The 24,175-nt window shown below is 29.2% G+C and carries 20 protein-coding genes; 18 read left to right on the top strand and 2 right to left on the bottom strand.

The features are described 5' to 3' along the window. Positions 1-277: 277 nt before the first annotated feature. The 7 genes from ACQH24_RS06520 to ACQH24_RS06490 all read left to right on the top strand — a co-directional run bounded on the left by ACQH24_RS06520 (position 278) and on the right by ACQH24_RS06490 (position 7,238). On the top strand, positions 278-1,822 hold the full coding sequence (locus tag ACQH24_RS06520; RefSeq protein ID WP_425379780.1) for a DUF2130 domain-containing protein: 1,545 nt from the start codon (positions 278-280) through the stop codon (positions 1,820-1,822). 148 nt (positions 1,823-1,970) lie between these two features. Next, complete coding sequence (locus tag ACQH24_RS06515) at positions 1,971-2,585, top strand: hypothetical protein (RefSeq protein WP_425379779.1); 615 nt, start codon at positions 1,971-1,973, stop codon at positions 2,583-2,585. A gap of 269 nt (positions 2,586-2,854) precedes the next feature. Then, positions 2,855-3,130 (top strand): transposase, encoded by a 276-nt coding sequence (locus tag ACQH24_RS06510; protein ID WP_425379385.1) that lies wholly within the window; start codon positions 2,855-2,857, stop codon positions 3,128-3,130. Continuing rightward, the gene (locus ACQH24_RS06505) at positions 3,073-3,963 is read left to right on the top strand and encodes an IS3 family transposase (RefSeq protein WP_425380681.1); all 891 of its coding nucleotides are present in this window, start codon (positions 3,073-3,075) and stop codon (positions 3,961-3,963) included. The genes ACQH24_RS06510 and ACQH24_RS06505 overlap by 58 nt, the downstream gene beginning before the upstream one ends. A 346-nt stretch (positions 3,964-4,309) precedes the next feature. Beyond that, positions 4,310-5,392, top strand: coding sequence for an Mbov_0401 family ICE element transposase-like protein (locus ACQH24_RS06500; protein WP_425379778.1), 1,083 nt, complete (start codon positions 4,310-4,312; stop codon positions 5,390-5,392). A 213-nt stretch (positions 5,393-5,605) separates the two neighbouring features. Further along, positions 5,606-5,824, top strand: coding sequence for a hypothetical protein (locus ACQH24_RS06495; protein WP_425379777.1), 219 nt, complete (start codon positions 5,606-5,608; stop codon positions 5,822-5,824). A gap of 280 nt (positions 5,825-6,104) precedes the next feature. Then, positions 6,105-7,238 carry a hypothetical protein gene (locus tag ACQH24_RS06490; protein ID WP_425379776.1) on the top strand — a complete coding sequence of 378 codons (1,134 nt, stop codon included), beginning with the start codon at positions 6,105-6,107 and terminating at the stop codon, positions 7,236-7,238. Positions 7,239-7,257: 19 nt separating this feature from the next. Here ACQH24_RS06490 and ACQH24_RS06485 read toward each other — a convergent pair whose 3' ends face one another. Continuing rightward, on the bottom strand, positions 7,258-8,121 hold the full coding sequence (locus tag ACQH24_RS06485; protein WP_425379775.1) for a Cof-type HAD-IIB family hydrolase: 864 nt from the start codon (positions 8,119-8,121) through the stop codon (positions 7,258-7,260). 188 nt (positions 8,122-8,309) lie between these two features. Between ACQH24_RS06485 and ACQH24_RS06480 the strand changes: the two genes are divergently transcribed. The 5 genes from ACQH24_RS06480 to dnaJ all read left to right on the top strand — a co-directional run bounded on the left by ACQH24_RS06480 (position 8,310) and on the right by dnaJ (position 15,254). After that, positions 8,310-10,454: an ATP-dependent Clp protease ATP-binding subunit gene (locus ACQH24_RS06480; protein ID WP_425379774.1), complete on the top strand. Its 2,145-nt coding sequence runs from the start codon at positions 8,310-8,312 to the stop codon at positions 10,452-10,454. Positions 10,455-10,554: 100 nt separating this feature from the next. Continuing rightward, complete coding sequence (gene hrcA, locus ACQH24_RS06475) at positions 10,555-11,580, top strand: heat-inducible transcriptional repressor HrcA (RefSeq protein WP_425379773.1); 1,026 nt, start codon at positions 10,555-10,557, stop codon at positions 11,578-11,580. A gap of 14 nt (positions 11,581-11,594) precedes the next feature. Further along, on the top strand, positions 11,595-12,215 hold the full coding sequence (locus ACQH24_RS06470; protein ID WP_425379772.1) for a nucleotide exchange factor GrpE: 621 nt from the start codon (positions 11,595-11,597) through the stop codon (positions 12,213-12,215). Positions 12,216-12,245: 30 nt separating this feature from the next. Next, entirely contained in the window at positions 12,246-14,054 is a 1,809-nt protein-coding gene (gene dnaK / locus ACQH24_RS06465; protein ID WP_425379771.1) for a molecular chaperone DnaK, read from the top strand. 66 nt (positions 14,055-14,120) lie between these two features. Next, a complete protein-coding gene (gene dnaJ, locus ACQH24_RS06460) occupies positions 14,121-15,254 on the top strand; it encodes a molecular chaperone DnaJ (protein WP_425379770.1) in 1,134 nt (377 codons plus the stop codon). A 111-nt stretch (positions 15,255-15,365) separates the two neighbouring features. Here dnaJ and ACQH24_RS06455 read toward each other — a convergent pair whose 3' ends face one another. Then, on the bottom strand, positions 15,366-15,692 hold the full coding sequence (locus ACQH24_RS06455) for a rhodanese-like domain-containing protein (protein WP_425379769.1): 327 nt from the start codon (positions 15,690-15,692) through the stop codon (positions 15,366-15,368). Positions 15,693-15,801: 109 nt separating this feature from the next. Between ACQH24_RS06455 and ACQH24_RS06450 the strand changes: the two genes are divergently transcribed. From ACQH24_RS06450 to ACQH24_RS06425, 6 genes are all read left to right on the top strand, one after another. After that, on the top strand, positions 15,802-17,910 hold the full coding sequence (locus ACQH24_RS06450; RefSeq protein WP_425379768.1) for a polyribonucleotide nucleotidyltransferase: 2,109 nt from the start codon (positions 15,802-15,804) through the stop codon (positions 17,908-17,910). A gap of 80 nt (positions 17,911-17,990) precedes the next feature. After that, complete coding sequence (gene plsX, locus ACQH24_RS06445) at positions 17,991-18,995, top strand: phosphate acyltransferase PlsX (RefSeq protein ID WP_425379767.1); 1,005 nt, start codon at positions 17,991-17,993, stop codon at positions 18,993-18,995. 7 nt (positions 18,996-19,002) lie between these two features. Continuing rightward, entirely contained in the window at positions 19,003-19,749 is a 747-nt protein-coding gene (gene rnc / locus ACQH24_RS06440) for a ribonuclease III (protein WP_425379766.1), read from the top strand. A 42-nt stretch (positions 19,750-19,791) separates the two neighbouring features. Next, positions 19,792-23,313, top strand: coding sequence for an FtsX-like permease family protein (locus ACQH24_RS06435; protein ID WP_425379765.1), 3,522 nt, complete (start codon positions 19,792-19,794; stop codon positions 23,311-23,313). 53 nt (positions 23,314-23,366) lie between these two features. Continuing rightward, a complete protein-coding gene (locus ACQH24_RS06430; protein WP_425379764.1) occupies positions 23,367-23,741 on the top strand; it encodes a hypothetical protein in 375 nt (124 codons plus the stop codon). A gap of 264 nt (positions 23,742-24,005) precedes the next feature. Further along, on the top strand, positions 24,006-24,161 hold the full coding sequence (locus ACQH24_RS06425; protein ID WP_425379763.1) for a hypothetical protein: 156 nt from the start codon (positions 24,006-24,008) through the stop codon (positions 24,159-24,161). Positions 24,162-24,175: the final 14 nt, after the last annotated feature.

Below are 24,175 nucleotides of genomic sequence, written 5' to 3'. Positions count from 1 at the left end.
TATTTCATTTCATCAATAATGCTGAATGGCAAAATAGGTTTATTCGGAGATATTACTAGAAATGAAAAAAATAAAAATAGAATAGGAGGAAATTTGTGAAAAAGCATGAGCATGCTTTTGATTTATTATGAACAAATTTTTCTCGTAGAAAAAAATGTTGAAAATCTTGTTCTATGTGTAATAAATGTAAAACCAAAAAAAGAGACTGAGTTACTTTCAAAGTAACTCAATATTCTTTTTTAAATTACAATTAATATTTTAAGAAAGGAATAAAAAAATGGAATTAGAGTTTAAATGTCCAAATTGTGGATATAATATCACTGAAAATAATTTTAAAAATAATGAAAAAATATTAACAAATTTAAAAATATTGTTTGATATGCACAGAGAAGAATATATATCTAATTTAAAAACAAATTTAGTTATAGAATTACAACAAAGTTTTAAGTTGGAGTTAGCAAAAACATTAGCGGAAAAAGAAGCTCAATTTGAGAAAAGTAAACAAGAGGAGTTAAATACACTTCAAGATATTATTAATAAACAAAAAATAGATTTGAGTAATAATGAGACTAATTTAGAAAAATTATTAGCAGAAAAAGAAAATAAGATTAATATTGAAAAGCAGACACAAATTGATGAGTTAAAAGATCATATTGCTAAATTAACAACAACTATAGAAAATAATAAGTTGGAGTTAGCAAAAACATTAGCGGAAAAAGAAGCTCAATTTGAGAAAAGTAAACAAGAGGAGTTAAATAAACTTCAAGATATTATTAATAAACAAAAGATAGATTTGAGTAATAATGAGACTAATTTAGAAAAATTATTAGCAGAAAAAGAAAATAAGATTAATATTGAAAAGCAGACACAAATTGATGAGTTAAAAGATCATATTGCTAAATTAACAACAACTATAGAGAATAATAAGTTGGAGTTAGCAAAAACATTAGCGGAAAAAGAAGCTCAATTTGAGAAAAGTAAACAAGAGGAGTTAAATAAACTTCAAGATATTATTAATAAACAAAAAATAGATTTGAGTAATAATGAGACTAATTTAGAAAAATTATTAGCAGAAAAAGAAACTATTTTTTTAAATAAGCAAAAAGAATTAATGCAAAATTATGAAGATGAATATAAAAAGTTAAATGTTCAAATTACGGAATTAAAAATTGCAAATGCAGAAAAACGTGTTATTCAAAATAAATATAAAGGTGAAACTTTTGAGCAAGATGTATACGGTGAATTACAAAAAGCTTTTGCTCCAGAGGATAAGATTGAAAAACTTACGTCTCAAGATAAAAAAGCTGATTATATACATGAAGTGAGAAATAACAATATTATAATTGGTAAAATTGTCTATGAAGTTAAAAACGCTGATTGAAGTAATACTTGAGAAAAAAAATTAATTGAAGATACAGCAAAACAAGGGGCAAAATATGGAATTTTAGTTGCTACTTCATTTAATAAAAAATATCCCAATATTCCATTTAAAAGATCAGATGATAATTCAAACATTTATATATCTGATCCTGAAAGTTTTATATTTGTAGGTCAAATTATTAGAACTTTAATAAAAGTAGAAAGTAACTTAGATAGTTTACGATCAGATAATAAATATAGTGAAAAAATCAAATTATTTACAAGTTGAAAAGAAATACAATTACCAAAATTAATGAAATTATTTGAAGATAATTTTAAAAGAATAGAGGAATCTGAATCAAGTATTATAAAAAGAGTTGATGAAATTAGAATAGCTCGTGAAAAAATGTATAATAATTGGATACATAATATTAAAAATTTTATTGAAGAATTAACATTTTAATATTGTTTTAGTGTTATACTTAAATTATAAAACTTTATAAATAAATATTGTTTTGAATGCTAGACATCTGACAAGTTTATACAAAAAGATTAAAAAATCTTTTGTGTTTGCTTGCTGGGTGTCTTTTTTTGTTTAAGGAGGAAATTATATGAATTTAGTTGATAACAAAAATAAAGGTAACAAGGAAACTACTGTGAAAATTCCAAAGTATGTTTTGAATTTTGTGGATTTATTAGATGACAATACATTAATAAAAAGTAAGCATTTTTCAGATTTATATGAAGATATTATAAGTGAAAAAAATTATTTAGTTGAAGAATGTGGTTATACACCAGAAGAATTAGAAATAGTAAATTTAAGCTTAGGTCATGGTTCATTTACTTCTTATGAGGAATGACAAAATAATCAGAAAAAAATAGAATCAGATCCATTTTTCATTAAAATAAATGAATTAATAAATAAATCTGATGAAAATTTAAGGCAATGAGAAAATGACGATGAACCATACAATTATATTGATGACGGACAAGAACATCATAATGAAATGGGATTTAATGCCGGATTAAATTATAGTCTAAAAATTTATAAAGAAGTTATTTTAAATAATCAAGAGCAAGCTGATAATACAAAAAATTATATTGCTAAGTTAGAAAAAATTGCAGTTACATTACAGGAAGAAAATGAAAAACTAAAAGAAAGTTTAAAAATAACTAATAAAGAATATTTTAAATTAAAAGATAAAAATGAGGAATTTTCAAGATAAAGTTAATAAATTTATGTAAAGTTTAAAATTTTAATTAAGTAAGATGTGCAAATAGAGATTATTAAAAAAACAATTTACAAATGCTGTAGTAAGAACTAGATAGGAGAAAAAATTATGTTAAATAAAGCATTAAGAAATGAAACAGTTATTGAAAAAACAAAAGAAGATGTTTTAAAGAGATGGAATAAACACTTGGATAGGTTAAGATAAATTGGACAACAATAATGTAGAGTAAATATTTATAATTAAATTACAATGGAGGTGTAATTATGGCAAAGAATCATTATACCGATGAATTTAAGCAACAAATTGTTGGTCTTTACAAAATGGGTCAAACTCCTGAACAATTAGCCAATGATTACCAAATTGGTAAATCTACTGTTTGGAAATGAGCTCACCAATTTAGTAACTCGGACTCATTTAAAGCTAAAGACAATAGAACGCCAGAAGAAAACGAATTAATTCAATTACGTAAAAAAGTTAAACAATTAGAAATGGAAAATGACATTTTAAAGCAAGCAACACTGATAATCGGCAAAAAATAGCAATCATTAAAAATAACAAAGCAAAATATCCAATTATTAATTTATGTAAAACATTGAAATTGGCTAGATCAACATATTACTATCAATTAAAAGCAAATAATCCCAAGAATAATCAAAACATTGATAATGCTGTTATCAGTATTTTTCTAAAAAGTCGTAAAAATTATGGAACAAGAAAAATTAAAATCATGCTAGCTCAGCAAAATATTATATTATCTCGTGTAAAGATTAGTAAAATAATGAGAAAATATAACTTAATTTCAAATTATACAAAAATCAAATACAAACATTCAAATACAAGCAATGTTACATATAAATATAATAATTTATTAAATCAAGAATTTAATAATTATAAACTACATGAAGTTGTTGTCAGTGATTTAACATATGTTTTTATTAATAATAAATGATATTATGTTTGCTTTCTAATTGATTTATTTAATCGTGAAATTATTAGTTATGATGTTAGTTTACACAAAAATGCAAAATTAGTTAAAAATACCTTTAATAAACTTAACTTTACATTAAATGATATTAAAATATTTCACACTGATCAAGGTAGTGAATTTAACAACAATCTTATTTATAACTTTTTAACTAAAAATAACATTCAAAAGTCTTACAGTAAACCAGGTTGTCCTTATGACAATGCTGTTGCGGAATCAACATACAAAATTTTTAAAACTGAATTTATTAAAAATAATAAATTTAAAAACATTGAGCAGTTTAAATTAAAATTATTTGATTACATTAATTGGTACAATAATATTCGAATTCATAGCAAACTAAATTATTTAACACCAGTAAAATACAGAAATTATTACTCTACATAAAATTTGTCCAAAAAACCCTTGCCATTCCAAAGGAAATTATTACAAGTATTGAATTTAAGATAGTAGATAATAGTAAACATTATGTTACATTTTACTTTAATGATGAAGGCAAATTAAAATCTAATATTGAAAAAGAACTTCGATTAAGCGAAGTAAAACTAACTAAAAAATGAAAAGATTTTTATGTTAGTAAAGGATTCATATTAATGACAAGAAGTGAAGTATTACATATCTATGATTAGAACTGGATTGTGAAATCCAGTTTTTCTTTTGTCATGGTATAATATATACAAATAAATGGATTAATTATTAAAAATTAATTTAAGACAAGATGGGGTAAAACTAAATGGGTGATATTAATTTTAATGATTTTTTACTGTCAGAAAATAGCAGTTTTAGTATGGTAACTAAACAAATAAATGATTTAGCTAAAATTAAAGATGATTTTAGTGAACGAATGTGTAATGAAATTAAACGTTACTATGAAGAATGAGATCAAAAGTTACGAGATAAATATTCGGGTGGATATAACGGGTATAAACTTTATGGTAAAAGAGAAGTAACAACAATTACAGAATGAGGACATGTTACTTATAAACGAACCCTTTTTAAATGTTATGATCCAAATAAATTAAACAAAACTGGTAAATATGGTGGTAATCGATTTGTCTTTTTATTAGACACTGAAATGGATCGAAAACCATATCAACGGATTCACTTTGATTTATATATCAAAGTTCTCAAGGAATTAGATTCTGGCAAACGATATCGCGATATCATTGATAAATATAAAGATTCTAAAATATCGCCAATGACTGTTTCAAATATTTTTCGAAGTATTGATTTGGCGGATATTAATGAAAATTTTAAACATACTGCTCTTCATAATAAAATAAAAACCGATAGCAAATACGTTTATTTAGGGTTAGATGATACTTTTAATAAAATCTTTAAACGTCATAAAAAAATTGACAAAAATATGGTTCGATTGGCATATTTGCATACTGGCATTGATTGAAAAAAATCTAGTAAGAAACGACACTTTTTACAGAATAAACGATTACTAATGGTCATGTCAAAAAATGTAAATCTTAAAATGAAAGAATATCGGCAATTGTTAAAGAAATTTATTAATAATAATTATGATTTAACAGATAAACAATTAATAGTAATGGGTGATGGGGCAGAGTGAATTAAAAAAATTGCTAAATATTTTGAATCAGATTATGTACTAGATGAATTTCATTTGATGGCTAAAGTTCATCGTTGTTTTAATTTTCGTCGATTAAGTAAAGATTCAAAGAAAGTGCTAACAATAAAAGAAACACAGAAAAAAGCAATCTATCAAGATTTATATGCTTTTGTTCGAAAAGGAGAAGTTGATCATATCTTAGATTACTTAAAACCATTTTTAACAAAAGAAATGTAAGAAGTATACCCATTTTTAAAGGATAAAAAAGACAAGGTTAAAGAATTAATTAAATATATTACTACAAATGCTAATGGCATTAGAAATTATCAAAATGAGTATTATATTGGTTGCCAAACAGAATCACAAATTTCACATAATGTTAAGGCATTAAAATCTTATGGAGCAAAAGCATATAGTGAAATTGTTTTTCGCAATATGTTATCGATGCGAATGGCTAAAGTTAATCAATGAAATTCAATTCAACTCATTATTAATGAACATATTGAAGAAGTAAAAGAAGCAACTGAGTATTATCGCCAAAATATGTGATTTCATCCAACAAATGAGAATTATGATTATGAACCAAAACAAGGCTCAGTTCCAATCTTAAAATCAAAAGAAAGAGGAATCACAAAATTAATTAGAAAAGTTCTTAGTTCAAAAAACTAATCGGTTAACAATTTGGAGCAAATTTTAATAATTTGCATTTTTGCTGTTGCAGAATATAAATATTCATGGTTTAATTAAAATAACTTAAAAAGACACAGTCTTGTTAATGCTTTTATACCAAAAAGCATTAAATTTATGTCTCTTAAACAAACACTTACTTTATTCCAACAAGGATGTCATGGTTATGTCAATTCATCCCTTTTTGTGGTATAATATAACTAACGTAATATCTTATTAATTTGTAAGTATGAGAAGAATATTTTATCTAAGGGGCATAGTTATGAAAAAAATGCGGAATATTACAATGATTCTAATTTTAATTGTGAGTGTAGGACTTGGTAGCTTACTTGGTTGATTTCTTTGAAGTATTTTGCAAGGGGATAATAGTATTAATTATGCTGAATATAGTCAATGCCTATTATATTCAGACCATAATAAACAAAAAGTTGATTTAACGCGACGAAATAATAGCCAATCAGTAGAGGCAACATTTAGAAATTTTGGCAAAAATAATGGTAACATAAATCAATTTAGTTCTGATGATTTAGATTTTATTAAACGTTGTGAAAGTAATATGCTTTATCAAGCTGATGCTAAAATAGTAGCTGCATTTAATGAAAAGAAAGTAATTAACTATTTTTCTACTGTTGTTGATGTGGTTAAGGGCTTAACCAATAATAAATTTTATTCATATCGTTTGCCGGAGCTAGTTTTAGCATTAGATGATAAGGAACAATTATCTTTTACTAATAATTTAATTGCTTTTGCTAACTTATTTGTTAATTTATTTGGATTATCTATTTTTCAGAAATTGATATATAATCTCGAAATTGATAATAAAATTGTTAGTGATAACGTAACAAAAAATAATCAAATTTTAGCTTTAATAAAGGTAAAAAGGAATGGGCGAGGGTTAGCACAATGTATCTTATTTACTGAGCATTCTTTCCAAGCAGAGATGAGCAAAAATCAATATCAAATTGGATTTCATTCAACCGGAAGTAATATTTCAACCTTTGTGCATGAAATAGGGCATGCTATTTCAAATTATGCTGGAATTTGACCAAAGGAGCGGTTATATTTTAATCAGAACATTTCAGCAGCAACTGGTCGTTGTACGGCAAATAAGGAGCTGTCTCCAATTACCATTCGTGGTTTTATTGATAGTCCAAATGATATGCTAGTGTGCTATTTAGGCCGTCGGGTTGGGATTAGTAATAATGCTTCATTTCAGCAGCAATTAGCCGCTTGGTCATTTATTCAATCTGGTTATGGTCGCACAGGCGGGAACTCCGAATTATTTGCGGAGGGTTTTGCACAATGGTTATTAACCCCAGATGATAAAAAGGCTTTAAATTGACAAGTTCTGAATGAATTTTATGGGACATATTTTAAAAATTATTATTTAATTTAAAAAAGGGCTTTTGCCCTTTTTATACGCTCTCACCGTTTAGTAATTTTTCTAAATAATCACCAACGCCACCTTCATCATTAGTTAAGTGGGTAATTCCCCTGGCATTTGTTTTCAAATTATTATTACCATTTTTCATTGCGATTCCATAACCAACATTTTGTAGCAATTCTAAATCATTCATTTCATCACCAAAGGCAATAATATCACGAATGTCAACATTATAGTATTGTGCTAAAATATTAGCAGCAAAACCTTTTGAGACAAGTTTATTTGTAATATTAATCATTGTTTGGCATTGTTTACTGCTATAGTGCCCAATATTAATGCGAATAGAGTTTTTAAAGTTTTCAAACATTCTTAATACTTCGTCTGTTTCATTACTATTGCGTAGGTATAATGCCATATTACTAGCAGGACCTTTTCAAACATTATAAGGATCAGCAATAAAATATTCGTCATCAGCAACATCATCAAGGTGAAAGTAATTTTCAATTGCTTCATCTTTTTTTCAGCAGACTGCTTTGTCATAGTGTTCAATTAAAACATTTTCAACGTTGTTTTTAATATGAGGATGATTAATAATACTCATAATTACATCATATGCAATTGAGAAAACTAAGCGTTTAAATTCGCGCTTTAATGGATCATGAATATGACCACCATCAAAATTTGTTAATAATGTGTCTAAACCTAATTCACGATAGAAACGAATACTTGCCCGATGTGGACGGCCAGTAACAATACATACTTTGTGACCAGCGGTAACAGCGTTTTTAATGGCTGCTTGTGTTTTTGGATGGATTGTTTTACCATCATTCATTAATGTTGTTCCATCTAAATCAATTAAGATTAAGCGTTTTTTATCTAAGTGTTGTAATTTCATTATTACTCCTTTCTAAAAAAATAGGTTTATTTCTTTTCCCTTTATCCTTTATTATATCTAATATTTTTGCAATTAAATTATTTTTAAAATTTTGGCACTATTTAATTGACTTTGCTAATAACTATGATAATATATACATATTATATTAGCAAACCAGTAGGTAGAGTGCTAAAAAAGGAGGTTGCTTTATGGAGTTTGCACAACAATATGAACCAGGAAAAGATCCGAAAGTTCTTGAAAAATTCACTAAGAATCTTAATAAAGAGGCCATTGTTGGCAAGTTAGATCCAATTATTGGGCGGGAAGATGAAATTAATCGAGTGATTCGAATTCTATCACGGAAAACAAAAAATAATCCCGTTTTAATTGGTGAGCCAGGAGTTGGGAAAACAGCTATTGTCGAAGGTTTGGCTCAACGAATTGTTAAAAATGATATTCCTAGTAATTTAAAAAATAAAACAATTCATGAATTAGATATGGGAGCTTTAATTGCTGGGGCAAAATTTCAAGGTGAATTTGAAGAACGTTTAAAAGCCGTCATGAATAAAGTAAAAGAATCAAATGGGGATATTATTTTATTTATTGATGAGTTACATTTAATTATTGGGGCTGGAAAAACCCAAGGCAGTATGGATGCTAGTAATTTGCTAAAACCAATGTTAGCTCGTGGTGAATTGCATTGTATTGGGGCCACAACATTAGATGAACATCGTTTGTATATTGAAAAAGATGCCGCTTTAGAACGTAGGTTTCAAAAAGTAATGGTTGTTGAATCAACAATTGATGAAAGCATTTCAATTTTACGTGGTTTAAAAGAACGTTTTGAAACTTTTCATGGTGTTAAAATTCATGATAATGCTTTAGTAGCGGCTGTTAACTTATCATCTCGTTATATTACTGATCGCTTTTTACCAGATAAAGCAATTGATTTAATTGATGAAGCGTCAGCAACAATTAAAACGCAAATTGCCTCAATTCCAACCGAATTAGATAATTTGAATCGTCGTGTTGTGCAATTAGAGATTGAAAAAGCGGCATTACAAAAAGAAACGGATAAGGCTTCTAATGAACGCTTAGTTGATATTGAAAATGAATTAAAACCATTAAAAGGAAAACAAGAGAAATTAGAAATCCAGTGAAATTCAGAAAAAGAAAGTATTACTAAATTAAAAAATTTAAAATCACAAGTTGAATTATTAAAAAAAGAATTAGAGCAAAAACAATTACAAGGTGATTTTAATCGGGCTGGAGAAATCCAATATGCTTTATTACCAAAGTTAGAACAACAATTACATGAGCAAGAAAAGAATGCTTCAGCATCACAATTATTATTAAAAGAAGATGTCACTGAGCGTGAAATTGCGGCAATTGTTGGAAAATGAACAGGAATTCCTGTTGATCGGTTAGTTGAAAGCGAAAAAGCAAAATTAATGAATTTAAGCAAGATATTACGCCGGCGTGTTCGTGGTCAGAATGAAGCAATTCAAGCTGTTTCGGATGCAATTATTCGTAGTCGTAGTGGAATTAAAGATCCGAATAAACCAATTGGCAGTTTCTTGTTTTTAGGACCAACGGGAGTTGGGAAAACAGAAGTTGCGCGAAGTTTAGCTTATGTTTTATTTAATTCAGAAAAACAAATGGTACGATTAGATATGTCTGAATATATGGAGAAACATTCTGTTAGTAAGTTAATTGGTGCTCCTCCCGGATATGTTGGTCATGAACAAGGCGGGCAATTAACTGAAGCTGTTCGTCGTAGTCCTTATTCAATTGTTTTATTTGATGAAATTGAAAAGGCCCATCCAGATATCTTAAATATTTTTTTACAGATTTTAGAAGACGGGCGCTTAACTGATGCCCTAGGGAAAACTATTGATTTTAAAAATACAATTATTATTATGACTTCTAACATTGGATCAGAATATTTATTAAATGAAAACAATGAAGGAGTTGGGTTATTATTGCAAAAAGAATTGGCAAAAAAATTTAAACCAGAATTTTTAAATCGAATTGATAATGTTGTAACTTTTAATGCTTTATCAAAAGAAGTAATTAAAGAAATTATTGAAAAAGAATTATCGGAATTAACACAGCGGATTGAAGATAATAAAAATATTCGAATTAGTTATTCAGAAAAAGTTTTAGAAAAGATTTTAAATGAGGGTTATGATCGTGAATTTGGAGCGCGGCCAATCAAACGTTATATTCAACGGAATCTTGAATCATTAATTGCCCATGCAATTATTTCAGAAGAAGTTCAAGAGGAAAAATCATATACGATTGATGTTGTTAATAGTGAAATGGTTATTAAAAACAGTACAAAATTAAATTAGCACTTGCATTCTTACAATGATAATTTATAATATTATTGTTAGCACTATTTAGTGTTAATTGCCAAATTTAAATAAGAATTGAAGTTAGGAGGTGCTGGTGATGTTAACCCAACGACAAGAAAACATCTTAAAAGTAATTGTGGAAGAATACACGAAAACAGCACAACCTGTTGGAAGCAAAGCTATTATGGCTTCAACCGTAATAGATGCTTCTTCTGCCACAATTCGAAATGAATGCGCAATTTTAGAAAAAGAAAGTTTTTTAGAAAAAGAACATGTTTCATCAGGACGAATTCCATCAACAAAAGGTTATCGTTATTATGTCGATAATCTAATGGTAGCTAAAAATATTGATGATATTAAAAACCGGATTGAAGCGTTATTTGTTGATCGTAATATGTCAATTAATGATATTCTTGATCAAACAGGTCAAATCTTAAGTGAAATGACAAATTTAACAACAGTTGTTGTTGGACCAAATTTTAAAGAAGAAATGTTGAAGAAAATTGAATTATTACCAATTTCTGCGACCCAAGCTGTTGTTGTCTTTGTTTTAACAAATGGACATGTCGAAAACAAGTTGTTTAATATTGAAGAAAATAGTTCAATTAATGATTTACAAATTTCAATTGAATTATTTAATAACCGGTTAGAGAATACTAAAATTACTGAGATTACGGCTAAATTTGATGCTATTCGCTCAGTTTTAGAACAACAAGTAAAACACCATGAGTATATTTTAAAACAATTTGCGAATGCTTTAACAAGCATTATTAAACCAAATTATTCAACCCATGGGTTACAATATATGTTACAAAATCCTGAGTATAATAATCCAGAACGAATTAAACAAATTATTCGTTTTATTGAGACAATTTCTCCGTTTGATTATTTTAAAAAACAACAAGATAATCCAAATGAAAATTTGGTTTCAATTCAAATTGGCAATGAAGCAGGATTTAATAATGATGATATGGCATTATTAACAACAACATATAAATTTGATGATATGCAAGAAGGAGGCATCGCTTTGGTTGGACCAAAGCGATTGGAATATGATAAGCTCTATGAAATATTAGAGTGACTAGCAAATCGTATTAAAGAAGCATATCAAAAAGAAGAATAGAAAGGTTGAGATTAATGAATAGTGAAAAAAATGATAAATCTTCATCAAACCAATTAAAAGAAAAAATTGAAAAACTGCGAAAAGAGTTAGTTGATACTCAAACAACTAATTCAAAGGCAAAAGGGGATGAAACTGAAACACCAACCATTGAAGCAGGTAACTTGGCAATTATTGAAGATTTAGAACAAGAAATTGATTTATTATTAAAAGATAATATGCGGTTAAGAGAAGAAAAGTTATTAGCATTAGCAGATGGGGAAAATCTAAAGAAAAGGATTCATGCTGAAGTCACAGATATCAAACGTTATCGGGCAGCTGGAATGGCAGAAAAAATGCTACCAACATTAGATAACTTTGAACGCGCATTACAAGTTACGAATGTAAAACCGGAGGTTAAAAATTTTTTAACCGGTTTTGAAATGATTTATCGTATGTTTAAAACGGTTTTTGAAGAAGAAGGAATTACCGCAATGGATACAAAAATCGGTGAACACTTTAATTCAAACTTTCATGCGGCGATAGAAATTGTAGAAACAACGGATGTTGCTTCAGGATGCATTGTTAAAATTATGCAAAAAGGTTATATGATTTATGATCGTGTCTTACGACATGCTTCAGTGCAAGTAGCAAAATAACAAAATTGGAAATGAGGAAGGAATGATATTATGTCAAAAATTATTGGAATTGATTTAGGAACAACAAATTCATGTGTCGCTGTAATGGAGGGAAATGAATTTAAAGTTTTAGAGAACCCAGAAGGGCAACGTACAACACCATCAGTTGTTTCATTTAAAAATGATGAAATTATTGTGGGAGATGCTGCAAAAAGACAAGCAGTAACTAATCCTAACACAATTAGTTCAATTAAAAGAAAAATGGGAACAACAGAAAAAGTATATGTTAATAGTAAAGATTATAGCCCAGAACAAATTTCAGCAGAAATTTTACGTTATTTAAAAAATTATGCGGAAAAAAAATTAGGGCAAAAAGTATCAAAAGCAGTTATTACTGTCCCGGCTTACTTTAATGATGCACAACGTCAAGCAACAAAAGATGCGGGTAAAATTGCAGGGTTAGAGGTTGAACGAATTATTAACGAACCAACTGCGGCTGCCTTAGCTTATGGAATTGATAAAGTTGAAAAGGAACAAAAAGTTTTAGTTTATGACTTAGGAGGAGGAACGTTTGACGTTTCAATTCTAGACTTAGCAGATGGAACTTTCGAAGTTTTATCAACGGCTGGTGACAACCATTTAGGAGGAGATGATTTTGATGAAGTTATCATTAATTGAATGGTTGAAGAATTTAAAAAAGAAAATGGCATTGACTTAAAAACAGATAAAATGGCAATGCAACGTTTGAAAGAAGAAGCAGAAAAGGCGAAAAAAAATCTATCTTCACAATTACAAACTGAAATTGCTGCCCCATTTATTACTGCTCGTGATGGAAACCCATTACATTTAAATTTAACTTTAACAAGAGCAAAATTTGATGAAATGACTAAAAGCCTTGTGGATCGTACTGTTGAACCAGTTCGTAAAGCATTAGTTGATGCAAAATTAAAAGCTAGTCAATTAGACCAAGTTTTATTGGTTGGGGGAAGTACAAGAATTCCTGCTGTGCAAGAAGTAATCAAACGTGAATTAGGAAAAGAACCAAACCGTACGATTAATCCTGATGAAGTTGTTGCCATTGGTGCCGCAATCCAAGGAGGAGTTTTAGCTGGTGATGTAAAAGATGTCTTATTATTAGATGTCACACCATTATCATTAGGAATTGAAACTTTAGGGGGAGTGTCAACGGTGTTAATTCCTCGTAATACAACAATCCCAACTTCAAAAGCACAAGTTTTTTCAACAGCAGCTGATAATCAGCCAGCAGTTGATATCCATGTTTTACAAGGAGAACGAAAAATGGCAATGGATAATAAAACATTGGGTCGTTTCCAATTATCAGGGATTGATCCTGCGCCAAAAGGAATGCCACAAATTGAAGTTAAATTCTCAATTGATGCTAACGGGATCGTATCAGTAGCAGCGAAAGACTTAAAAACAAATAAGGAACAATCTGTTACAATTACCAATGGTGGTGGTTTAACTGAAGAAGAAATTCAACGTATGGTTGATGAAGCTGAAAAAAATAGAGATAAAGATGAGCAAAAATTAAAAAATATTGAATTACGCAATAAGGCTGAATCATATATTGCCACAATAAGTCAAGCATTAGAAGGAAACAAAGATAAAATGGATCCTGAACAATTAAAAACATCGGAAGAAATGATTAAAGAAATCAAAGATTTATTAGAAAAAGAAGATTATGCTGGTTTAGAAGCAAAAATGGCAACACTTGAGCAAGCAATGGCGGAAGCTTCAAAATATATGAATGAGAATCAAGGTGAACAACCTGAACAACCTGAACAATCTGAAGAACCTGCCGCAGAAGGTCCTAAAGATGATGGAAAGAAAGATAAATAACAATTATGATAACTAAAATTATTTTAGTTATCTTTTCTTTAAAAGAGAAAGTAGGAAGATGGTAAAATGGGGAAACGAGACTATTATGATGTATTAGGTGTGAGTCGTAGTGCGACAGATGATGAAATTAAACGAGCATTTCGACAATTAGCCAAAAAATATCACCCCGATGTTTCAAAAGAAAAGGATGCTGAAGCAAAATTTAAAGAAATTAATGAAGCTTATGAAGTATTGTCTGATCCAAATAAACGTCGGAATTATGATCAATTTGGGCATGCTGGAAATGATCCAAATGGTTTTGGTGGATTTAGTCAAGGCTTTAGTGGTGGTGGTTTTGAAGACATTTTCTCGGGTGGTTTTGGCGGCTTTGGTGATATTTTTGAAAACTTTTTTGGTGGTGGTAAAAAACGCCGGGATTTTAGTAATCAACCAATTAAAGGAGAAAATCTTGCCGCCCATGTTAAGATGACATTAAAAGAGCAAATGCTTGGAAAAAAAGTTCAACTTGATTTAAATGTTGATAAACCTTGTGAAATATGTGCGGGGACAGGAGCTAAAGATCCCAAAAAAGACATTCATACTTGTACAACTTGTGATGGTTATGGTTATGTTAATATTGAACAACGTAGTTTATTTGGGATAATGCAATCACAACAACCTTGTCCTGATTGTAAGGGCCGTGGAAAAGTTATCACAAGTAAATGTCCAAAATGTAAAGGACAGGGCCATTATCGTGGCAAAGAAACTGTTGAAATTGAATTACCAAAATCAATTCATGAAGATCAACAATTGCGAATTCGTGAAAAAGGAAATTATGGTCTAAATAATGGACCACGGGGTGATATCTATTTAGAAATTTCAGTTAAACCCAATAAATATTTTAAGCGCGTAAATGATAATTTACACTTAGATTTACCAGTTTCTTATTTAGATGCTTTATTAGGAGCGGAAATTAAAGTGCCAACTTTTGATGGTGATGTTCACTTAAAACTACCGCCTAACACAAAAACAAACAGTGTCTTTAATATTCCAAACCATGGATTTTTTAAAAGCCCAACCTCACATCGACGGGGTGATTTAATTGTTAATATTATTGTCACGATTCCAACAAAACTATCTGCCGAGGAAAAAACAAAATTACAAGAATTAAAAGATGTTAGTTCATTTAAAATTGCGGATAATTTCTATGAAGATTTATAAAAAAATAATTAATAAAAAATAAAGATATAAAAGTGCACCAAAAAAAGAAAGCGTTATAAGCTTTCTTAAATTGAAAAAGGTGCATTTTTTTTATGTAAAAAATTAAATTCTTTATTTCTTAGAATTGTTTTCTTTTCACCGATAATAACCATAAATTCCTGCGGTTAAAACATAAACATTAGGATATCCAAGTTGGCGTAATTCTAAGGCAGCGTCGCTACTACGATTCCCACCATTGCATAAGGTAATAATTAGTTGGTTTTTGTCTGGCAAATAATGGCTTGTATTTTGTAATAAGTCAAAGATATAGATATTTCTTGCGTTTGGAATTTGTTGGAGACTGTTAAATTCAATCTCAGCTCGGACATCTAATAAAGTTGCTTGTGTTTTTAATTCTTCAAAGGTTGGATTATCGATATAGACTGATTGTTCTTCCATCGGCGGTTCCTCAACTTTTTCGTTATATTTATATCATATCGTAAATATCAAATTAATGTGTGATAAAATTAAAAAGGTTTATAATATCAGAGAGGAAATAAGAGTTTTGATGGCAAAACAAGTTTTTAAAAAAATAATTAATAATCGTAACCTAATTGTTGAACATGGGCAATTAGCAAAACAAGCAAGTGGAGCTGTTTTAGTTCGTTATGGAGAAACAGTGGTGTTAGTAACCGCAACTGTTAGTAATAAGGTTAGTGAAACTGATTTTTTTCCATTAACAGTTGTTTTCCAAGAAAAATTATATTCAGTTGGAAAAATCCCGGGTGGTTTTTTAAAGCGGGAAGGAAAAGCATCAGAATATGGAACTTTATCCGCGCGAGTAATTGATCGAGCATTACGACCATTATTTTCTGAAAATTTTCGGAATGAAGTACAAATTATTATTAATGTTTTGGCAGTTGATAATGATAGTGATGTTCGAATTGCTAGTTTATTTGGGGCGTCGTTAGCCCTTGGCATTTCAAAAATTCCTTTTGCTGGCCCCGTAGCAGGAGCATTAGTAACAGTTGATCAGCAACAAGATATTATTGCTAATCCAACTTTAGAACAATTAAATAACGGTCAAATGGAACTAATTGTGGCAGGAACAGCTGATGCTATTAATATGGTTGAGGCAAGTGCCAAAGAAGTACCAGAAGCCACAATGTTAGAAGCAATTTTAGTAGGGCATAATATTATAACTGAGTTAGTAGCTTTTCAAAATGAAATTATTGCCAAAGTTGGTCAACCAAAAATGGCAGTGACATTATTTACTGTTCGTCCGGAAATTACAGATTATGTAGAGAACAATTATGCAGCAAAATTAGTAGGAGCGGCCCAGATTAGAGAAAAAGCTATCCGCAATGAAATAATTGAAAATTTAATAGCCGATGCACTTGAAAATTATCCTTTGGCAAAAGAAATTAGTGAGAAAGAACAACAGCGCTTAATTGTCGAATTAAAAACAGCATTATATGATGTTATTCGCCAAGAAGTTCGTCGCCAAATTTTAATTGATAAAACACGCTTAGATGGTCGTCAACTTAGTGAAATTCGCCTCTTAACTAGTGAAATTGATATTTTACCTGTTGTTCATGGTAGTGCGTTATTTACACGTGGTGAAACCCAGATTTTATCTGTTGTAACATTGGGAGCATTAGGTGAAAATCAAATTATTGATGGGATTACTGATGAAGAAGGAAAACGATTTATGCATCACTATAATTTTCCCCCATTTTCAGTTGGTGAAATTAGACGGATGGGACCACCATCCCGCCGGGAAATTGGCCATGGGGCATTAGGAGAAAAGGCATTATTGCAAATTATTCCTAGTGAAAAGACCTTTCCATATACGATTCGAATTGTTTCAGAAGTTTTAGAATCAAATGGAAGTACTTCACAAGCTTCAATTTGTGCCGCAACCTTAGCATTAATGGCCGCCGGAGTTCCAATTACAGCTCCTGTCGTTGGGATTGCAATGGGTTTAATAAAAGAAAATGATAATTATAGCATTTTAACGGACATTCAAGGGATGGAAGACCATCTTGGGGATATGGATTTTAAAGTAGCTGGAACAGCACAAGGAATTTGTGCTTTACAAATGGATATCAAAATTTCGGGAATTAATAAAATAATTTTAGAAGAAGCATTATTAGCAGCACAAAAAGCACGATTTCAAATTTTAGATAATGTTTTAGCGACAATTGCTGCCCCACGCTCAGAATTAGCACCAACTGCTCCGAAAATGAAAACATTTATGATTCCAGTTGATAAAATTCGGGAAGTGATTGGACCGGGTGGTAAAATGATCACAGTTATTATTGAAAAAGCCGATGATGTTAAAATTGATATTGAGGATGATGGGCAAGTAACGATATATCATAAAGATTATGCTGCGATTATGAAAGCGTATGAATTAATTAAAGCAATTGCAATGCCAGTTGAAATTGGGTCTGAAATGACAGGACCAGTTGTTAAAATTGAGAAATTTGGAGCATTTATTAATTTAAAAGAAAATGTTGATGGTTTAATTCATGTTTCAAAATTAGCAGAAAAACGAGTGGAAAAAGTTGAAGATATTGTTCAATTGAATGATATTGTTAAAGTTAAGGTGCTGGAAGTTGATAGCAAAGGGAAAATTAAGTTGCAATTAGTTGAAGTTTTATCGAAAAAATAATGATTAATTTTCCCGATTGTTTCAAGAAAAAAAATGCTTAATTATTTGTTATAATTAAAAAGAAGTTAGGAGATTTAATTATGCGTACAATTGCAATTGATATGATGGGAACTGATTTAGGAGTTAGTCCAATTATTGGCGCTTTAAAAGTTTTTATAAAAAAATATCAGGATGTTAAATTTATATTAGTCGGAAATGAAAGGGAAATTCAAACTGCTGCTGTTAAAGCAAAATTAGATCCAGCAAGGTATGAAATTGTTGCTACAACAGAAGTTATTCTAATGACAGAAGGGTTAATGGAAGTTCGTCGTAAACCAGATAGTTCAATGGTTCGTGCGGCAGAATTGTTACGTGATCAAAAAGTTGATGCATTTATTTCAGGAGGTTCGACGGCAGCGTTCTTAGCAGCGTGTCATTTTATTGTTGGTGAAATCCCCGGAATTTCGCGCCCAGCTTTTATGCCTTTTATTCCAACCATTAAAAAAGGGAAGGTTGTGTTAATGTTAGATGTTGGTGCTAATTTAGAAAATGATGCCCAAGATCTTGTTAATTTTGCAATTATGGCCAGTGTTTATGCGCAGACAATTATGAATAATCCAACCCCAACGGTTGGTCTCTTAAATATTGGTGAAGAGTCATCAAAAGGAAAAGATTATCACAAGGAAGCGCATAAGTTATTAACGGCGAATAGTAAAGTTAACTTTACGGGAAACATTGAACCACGTGATATTACGAGTAATCTTGTTGATATTATTGTAACCGATGGTTTTACTGGTAATATTACATTAAAGGCTTTAGAAGGAATGGCTAAAAATTTAATGGGAATTATCAAACACGAATTAACTAAAAATATTTTTCGTAAATTAAAAGCTTTAACGCTGCGAAAAGCATTCCGGGGCGTTCGTGAAACATTTGATTATCGAAATAATGCTTCTGCCTTAGTTTTAGGTTTAAAAGCAATTGCGATTAAAACACATGGCAGTAGTGATGAAAAATCATGAATTAGTACCTTAACAATGGCTTATATGGCGATTGTTAATGACTTTGTGCAAAAAATGACAGTAAAATTGTTAAAGGAGGATTAATTTTAGGATGCATTTTGTAAACAAACAACCTGAACAACTATTTACAGAATTAAAAGAATTTTTTAAACAATATAATATCTTGCTTCAAGAAAAGAAATATTATTTAGAAGCCTTAACGCATAATTCATATGCAAATGAAAATAATTTAAATTATACTTATCAACGAATGGAATTTTTAGGTGATGCGATTTTAGCAAAGGAAATTTCATTATATTTATTTTTGACTTTTTCTGACAAAAATGAGGGTGAAATTACTAATTTACGTAGTAAAGTTGTGCGGGAAGGAACATTAGCCGAATTAGTACGGCAAATGAATTGAGCACCATTTTTGTTATTAGGAAAAGGTGAAATTAAAACAAAGGGATATGAAAAGAATCGAATTTTAGCTGATATTTATGAATCAATGTTAGCAGCATTGTATCTTGATTTAGGTGAAGAAACTGTGCGTACTTTTATTGAACAAACTTTAATTCGAATGGTTTCAAATCCAGGTTTTTTTGATCAAATCCGGGATTATAAAACAGAATTACAAGAATTTTTGCAAGCTGGTGATGTGCGGACATTAGAATATAAGTTAATTAAAGAATCTCCACCATTAGAAGGCAATCGTGTTTTATATACGGTCATTGCTGAGATTGATGGCATCCGTTATGGAGAAGGGCATGGTTATACGCATAAAGAAGCAGAACAATTAGCAGCTAGTGATGCTTTACAAAAATTAGCAAAGAATCCAAAATATAATTTTGAAAAATAAGAAATAATGTATCATAATTAGATTACATGGAGATGAAAACTAATGATAAGACATTTATTTAAAAATTTTTGATTAAGTTTTACTAAAAATAGTTTACAAGTTTTAGGATTATTTTTAATGTTAGGTGTTGTCATTACTCTTTTCAGTGGAATGATTATGTCAAACAATTTAAGTACTAATCAATTAGATATCATTGGTAAAAATTTGTATAATACTAATATTTCTTTTCAATTTAGTGAGCAATTAAAAATTGCTTTAAATAATAAAAATTTATCATATGGACTAAATAATATCAACTATATTAACTCGGATCAAACCATTGATATCCCGAAAGTAGAAAGTTCTTATTTTCTGTTGCAAAAAAGGTCAGATGATAATTATCAGATTGTTTTAGATTCAAAAGACCCGCGCTATGAGGGAAAATTACTTGCTTCAAATAGTTCAAATCCTTATTTTATTGAGCAATTACAATCAACGGGGAATGTTATGTTAAATTTTACGAGTAATATTTTACCTAATAGCGATTATTTTTTAAGCAGGGCCGATTATGATGAATTAGATGGATATTTAAAAAATCAAAATGATTTAATTCCTTTTGTCAGTTCACCGGATAACACGCTGTTAGTAACAAAGACAAAAGTTTTTACCAGTGCTTATAAAAATTTTGCTAATAATCAAGCTCATATTTATCAATTAGAATTACGGTTGTTAAATTCGGTAATTATTGGTTCAGTTGCGGACCGTGCTATTATGAGCAATACAATGCAGGTGTATGATATTTTTAAAGCGGAAAACTTTTATATTCAAAGTGACCGCCCACACTACTGAACAACTCCAATTATGATTAAGGGTAGTTATCAAACTTTTTTAAATTATAATGCAACAGCAGATTATCCACCAATTATTATGAACAATTCTTATGCTTCGCATAATAAAATTAATATTGGTGATCTTTTTACAATCTATGGTTTTCAATATCGTGTCGTTGGGTTTGCAACTAATGCTTATGTTAATAGTACTTCCAGTGATTCATCATTTATTTACAATCCATATTTGTGAATTCGTGGTGACGAATATGATCAGTTACAGCATAATATGGCGGCAGCATCTCGTATTATGAACAGTGGGATAAAGATTAATGCTGCTTTTGCTAAAAGCCAATGAAATAAAACATTTTTAACAACAAAAAATAGTTGAAGTGATATGGCAAGTGTTTATGATAATGCTAATTTTACATATCTTGACCGTGGTTATAGTCCATTAAATCATATGAAAGAATTAATTTCGAATAAAGAGGGCATTATTTGATCAATTCTAGTGGCAATTTCATTATTATTAGTAATTTCGTCATTTATCATGATTAGTATGATCGTTAATAAATTGTTATCTATTAACCGGAACATTATTGGTAATTTAAAAGCGCAAGGGTATGGAACAGGAACAATTGCCTTTTTACTATTAGCTTGTTTTATAGTATTAATGTTTGTTATTGCATCATTGTCATTAGTAACTAGTTGACTTTTTTCCTTTATTTTAAATATTACTTATCAAGGGTTTTTAGAATTTACGACTTATATTTCAGTTCCACCGTGATGATTAATTATTGGAACATATTTATTACCAAGTTTGGTTGTTTGTACTTATGCTTTTTTATTTATTATTATTGAAGTATCACGCCCAACGTTAGTCTTGCTAAAACCAAAAATGGTAAAAGTACATATTCCAAAAGTTCATTTTTGACAGTTAAATTTTAAATATAAAATAAGTCTTAAATTTGCCTTAGATGCAAAATGAAAATTATTATTAACAATTGTTGTAACAACTTTAACTGGGGCAATGCTGTTTACTGGTTTAACTACTATTATTAATTTTAGTCAAATTAATCTTAATTTAAAAGCAAATACAAATTGAAAATATGTTTATCGTTATGATACGAATTATAATTATAGTGCTGATCAAACCCCACCGTATGATTATTTAGTGTATGCCAACCCAACCGTAATTAAAGATCCAAATGTTTCGGGGTACCTTTTGCTTAAACCACAACAACGAATTTTTACTGAAGAAATGGTTTTAAAGAAATATTCTAATTTTGGAACATCACCACCAGTGTGCGGTCCATTTATTGGGGATAGTAGTGTAATTCCTTCTTTAAAACACTTATGATTTAAAGCTAATTCTTATGAATGATATTTGCAAAATTGTAAAAATACGCAATACTATGATCAAATTACAAAGTTTATTCAAGGATCAGTTTATGAATATTTTATTAATGAACTAAGTCATGAAGATGGCATTATTACAATAGGTTATCAACCAATTATTTATGGACCCTATCAGTCAGAAATCTTTGCCGATAGTCAGTCTCTTTATGCGCAAGAAGCTGTTAACCTTAATACATTAAAACAATTTTTAACGGATTATAAGAATGCCAATGATAAAGCAACAATTGAGTTATCAATTCCAACTTTTTATCGTAATTTTATTAGTGGTAAAAATTTAAAAAGTTTATCCGGAAGTGCGATTGAATTTTATGATTATAAAAATAATACTAATTTATTTTATCCAAATGTTGAAAACAAAACAGATATTAGTTGATTCTTTAATAAGATAACAAGTTTTGATAAAGCGGGGGATGGTAATAGTTTATTACATGCGGCGCAAGGAAATCGTTTTAGTCCGGAAGTTAACTCCTCAATTTTGCAAGTTAATGAGATGAAAAAATTAATCCAAAAAGACAACTGGTTTCATAGTAAGGATCCAAGTTGAGATCCAGCTAATTATCATGTCCAGTTATATCCAATTATCATAAATAAGGCGTACCAGTTTTTACAAAATATTAATATTGGTGATATTTTGGCAAGTAATTTTAATGATAAGAATGTAACATTTTATGTAGTTGCTGATCAGTTTAATAATGGTATGAAAAATATGTTTTTAATTAATCGTTATAATAATCAGCGTTTAACACCAAAACGATTGTCAATAGTATATTCATCTTTAACTGAAAATGAGACATATCGTTATATTGGTGTTTATGAGAAAAATAATAACTATAATGTATTGTCGGATCCTTCGCAATATCAACCATCACCAATTTATAATGGAACAAAAAATTTAAAAATTTTATTAGATCAAACAGTTAATTTGCAAATTATTTTATTCCTAATTTATTTATTAATTCTTATTGCATCAATTGTTGCTTGTATTTTCCAAATCTTTATTATCACTAATATTATTTTAAAAGATAATTTAAAAGTCTTAAATAGTTTTAAAGCGTTAGGATATTCGGATTTTTGAATTTTTAATCTAATGTTTTTAATTTATTTACCAATTATTTTAATTAGTTGAGTAATTTCAATTCCAATTGGATCAATGGTTATTAATTTGATTCGTTATCAAATTGTTTATAATATGTTATCCTATGTTTCAGGAACAATTAATATCGGTGATTACTTAATTAGCTTTTTAGGATTATTAGTGATGTTTGTCATTGCTTTTGCCTTAAATAAAAGATTTATGAATCGTCGTTATCCAATTTTGAAAACAATAAATTGAATTTAAGCAATGCCGCTTGGAATGTGAGAAGATATAAACTATATAAAGGAGAGTTAAGGATGGATACTGATTTATTAAAACAATTACAAACATTAGCGGTCGATCAAAAGAATTTAACAAATCAAACGATTGCACGTTATATTTTAAATAATCTTGCAACAATTAATAAACTAACAACGAATGCTTTAGCGAATAATTGTTTTACTTCTGCGGCGGGAATTATTCGTTTCTGTCAGAAAATTGGCCTGGAAGGAATTAATGAATTAAAATTTAAGACAAAATATTTATCAGAAAATGTCTCACTAGATGTGCAACAATTTAATGCTAATAAACAATTAGTGGCCGACGAAATGGCTTTTTTCAATGAATATTTGAATATTAAAATTGAATCAGCGCGAATAATTCATGCGAGTTTTTTAATAGTAATTTATTAACTTTAATTGAGAAACTTACAACTGCTAAAACAATTTTTATTTTTGCTTTTAATTTAGCATATAATGTTTCACGAAATTTTGTGCAACGATTACGATGAATTAATAAGAATGTAATTCATCAAAATGATTTAAATTCAATTGAATCTTATTTACCAATGATTACTCCTGACGATATGATTTTATATATAACATTGAGTGGTCAATCCAATTTCATTGCAACGATTGCTAAACAAATTAACCCGGCAATTTATTCCTTTGGAATTATTGGCAAAAAAAACAACCTTAACAGATTATTTCACGGAGTATTTTGTTATTAATTCACGGGAAAATGAAATTTGAGATGTTTTTTCGATTCGCTCCCAAACGGTAATGCAGTTTTTAGATTATTTATATGCTAAAATAATTCGGAAATACTTTTAGTAAAATTCATTTCA

The organism is Spiroplasma endosymbiont of Stenodema calcarata, assembly GCF_964031205.1.
Taxonomy (GTDB): Bacteria; Bacillota_I; Bacilli_A; order Mycoplasmatales; family Mycoplasmataceae; genus Spiroplasma.
The sequence above is the reverse complement of the archived record's forward strand: the minus strand, read 5'-3'. Positions and strand labels throughout refer to the sequence as shown.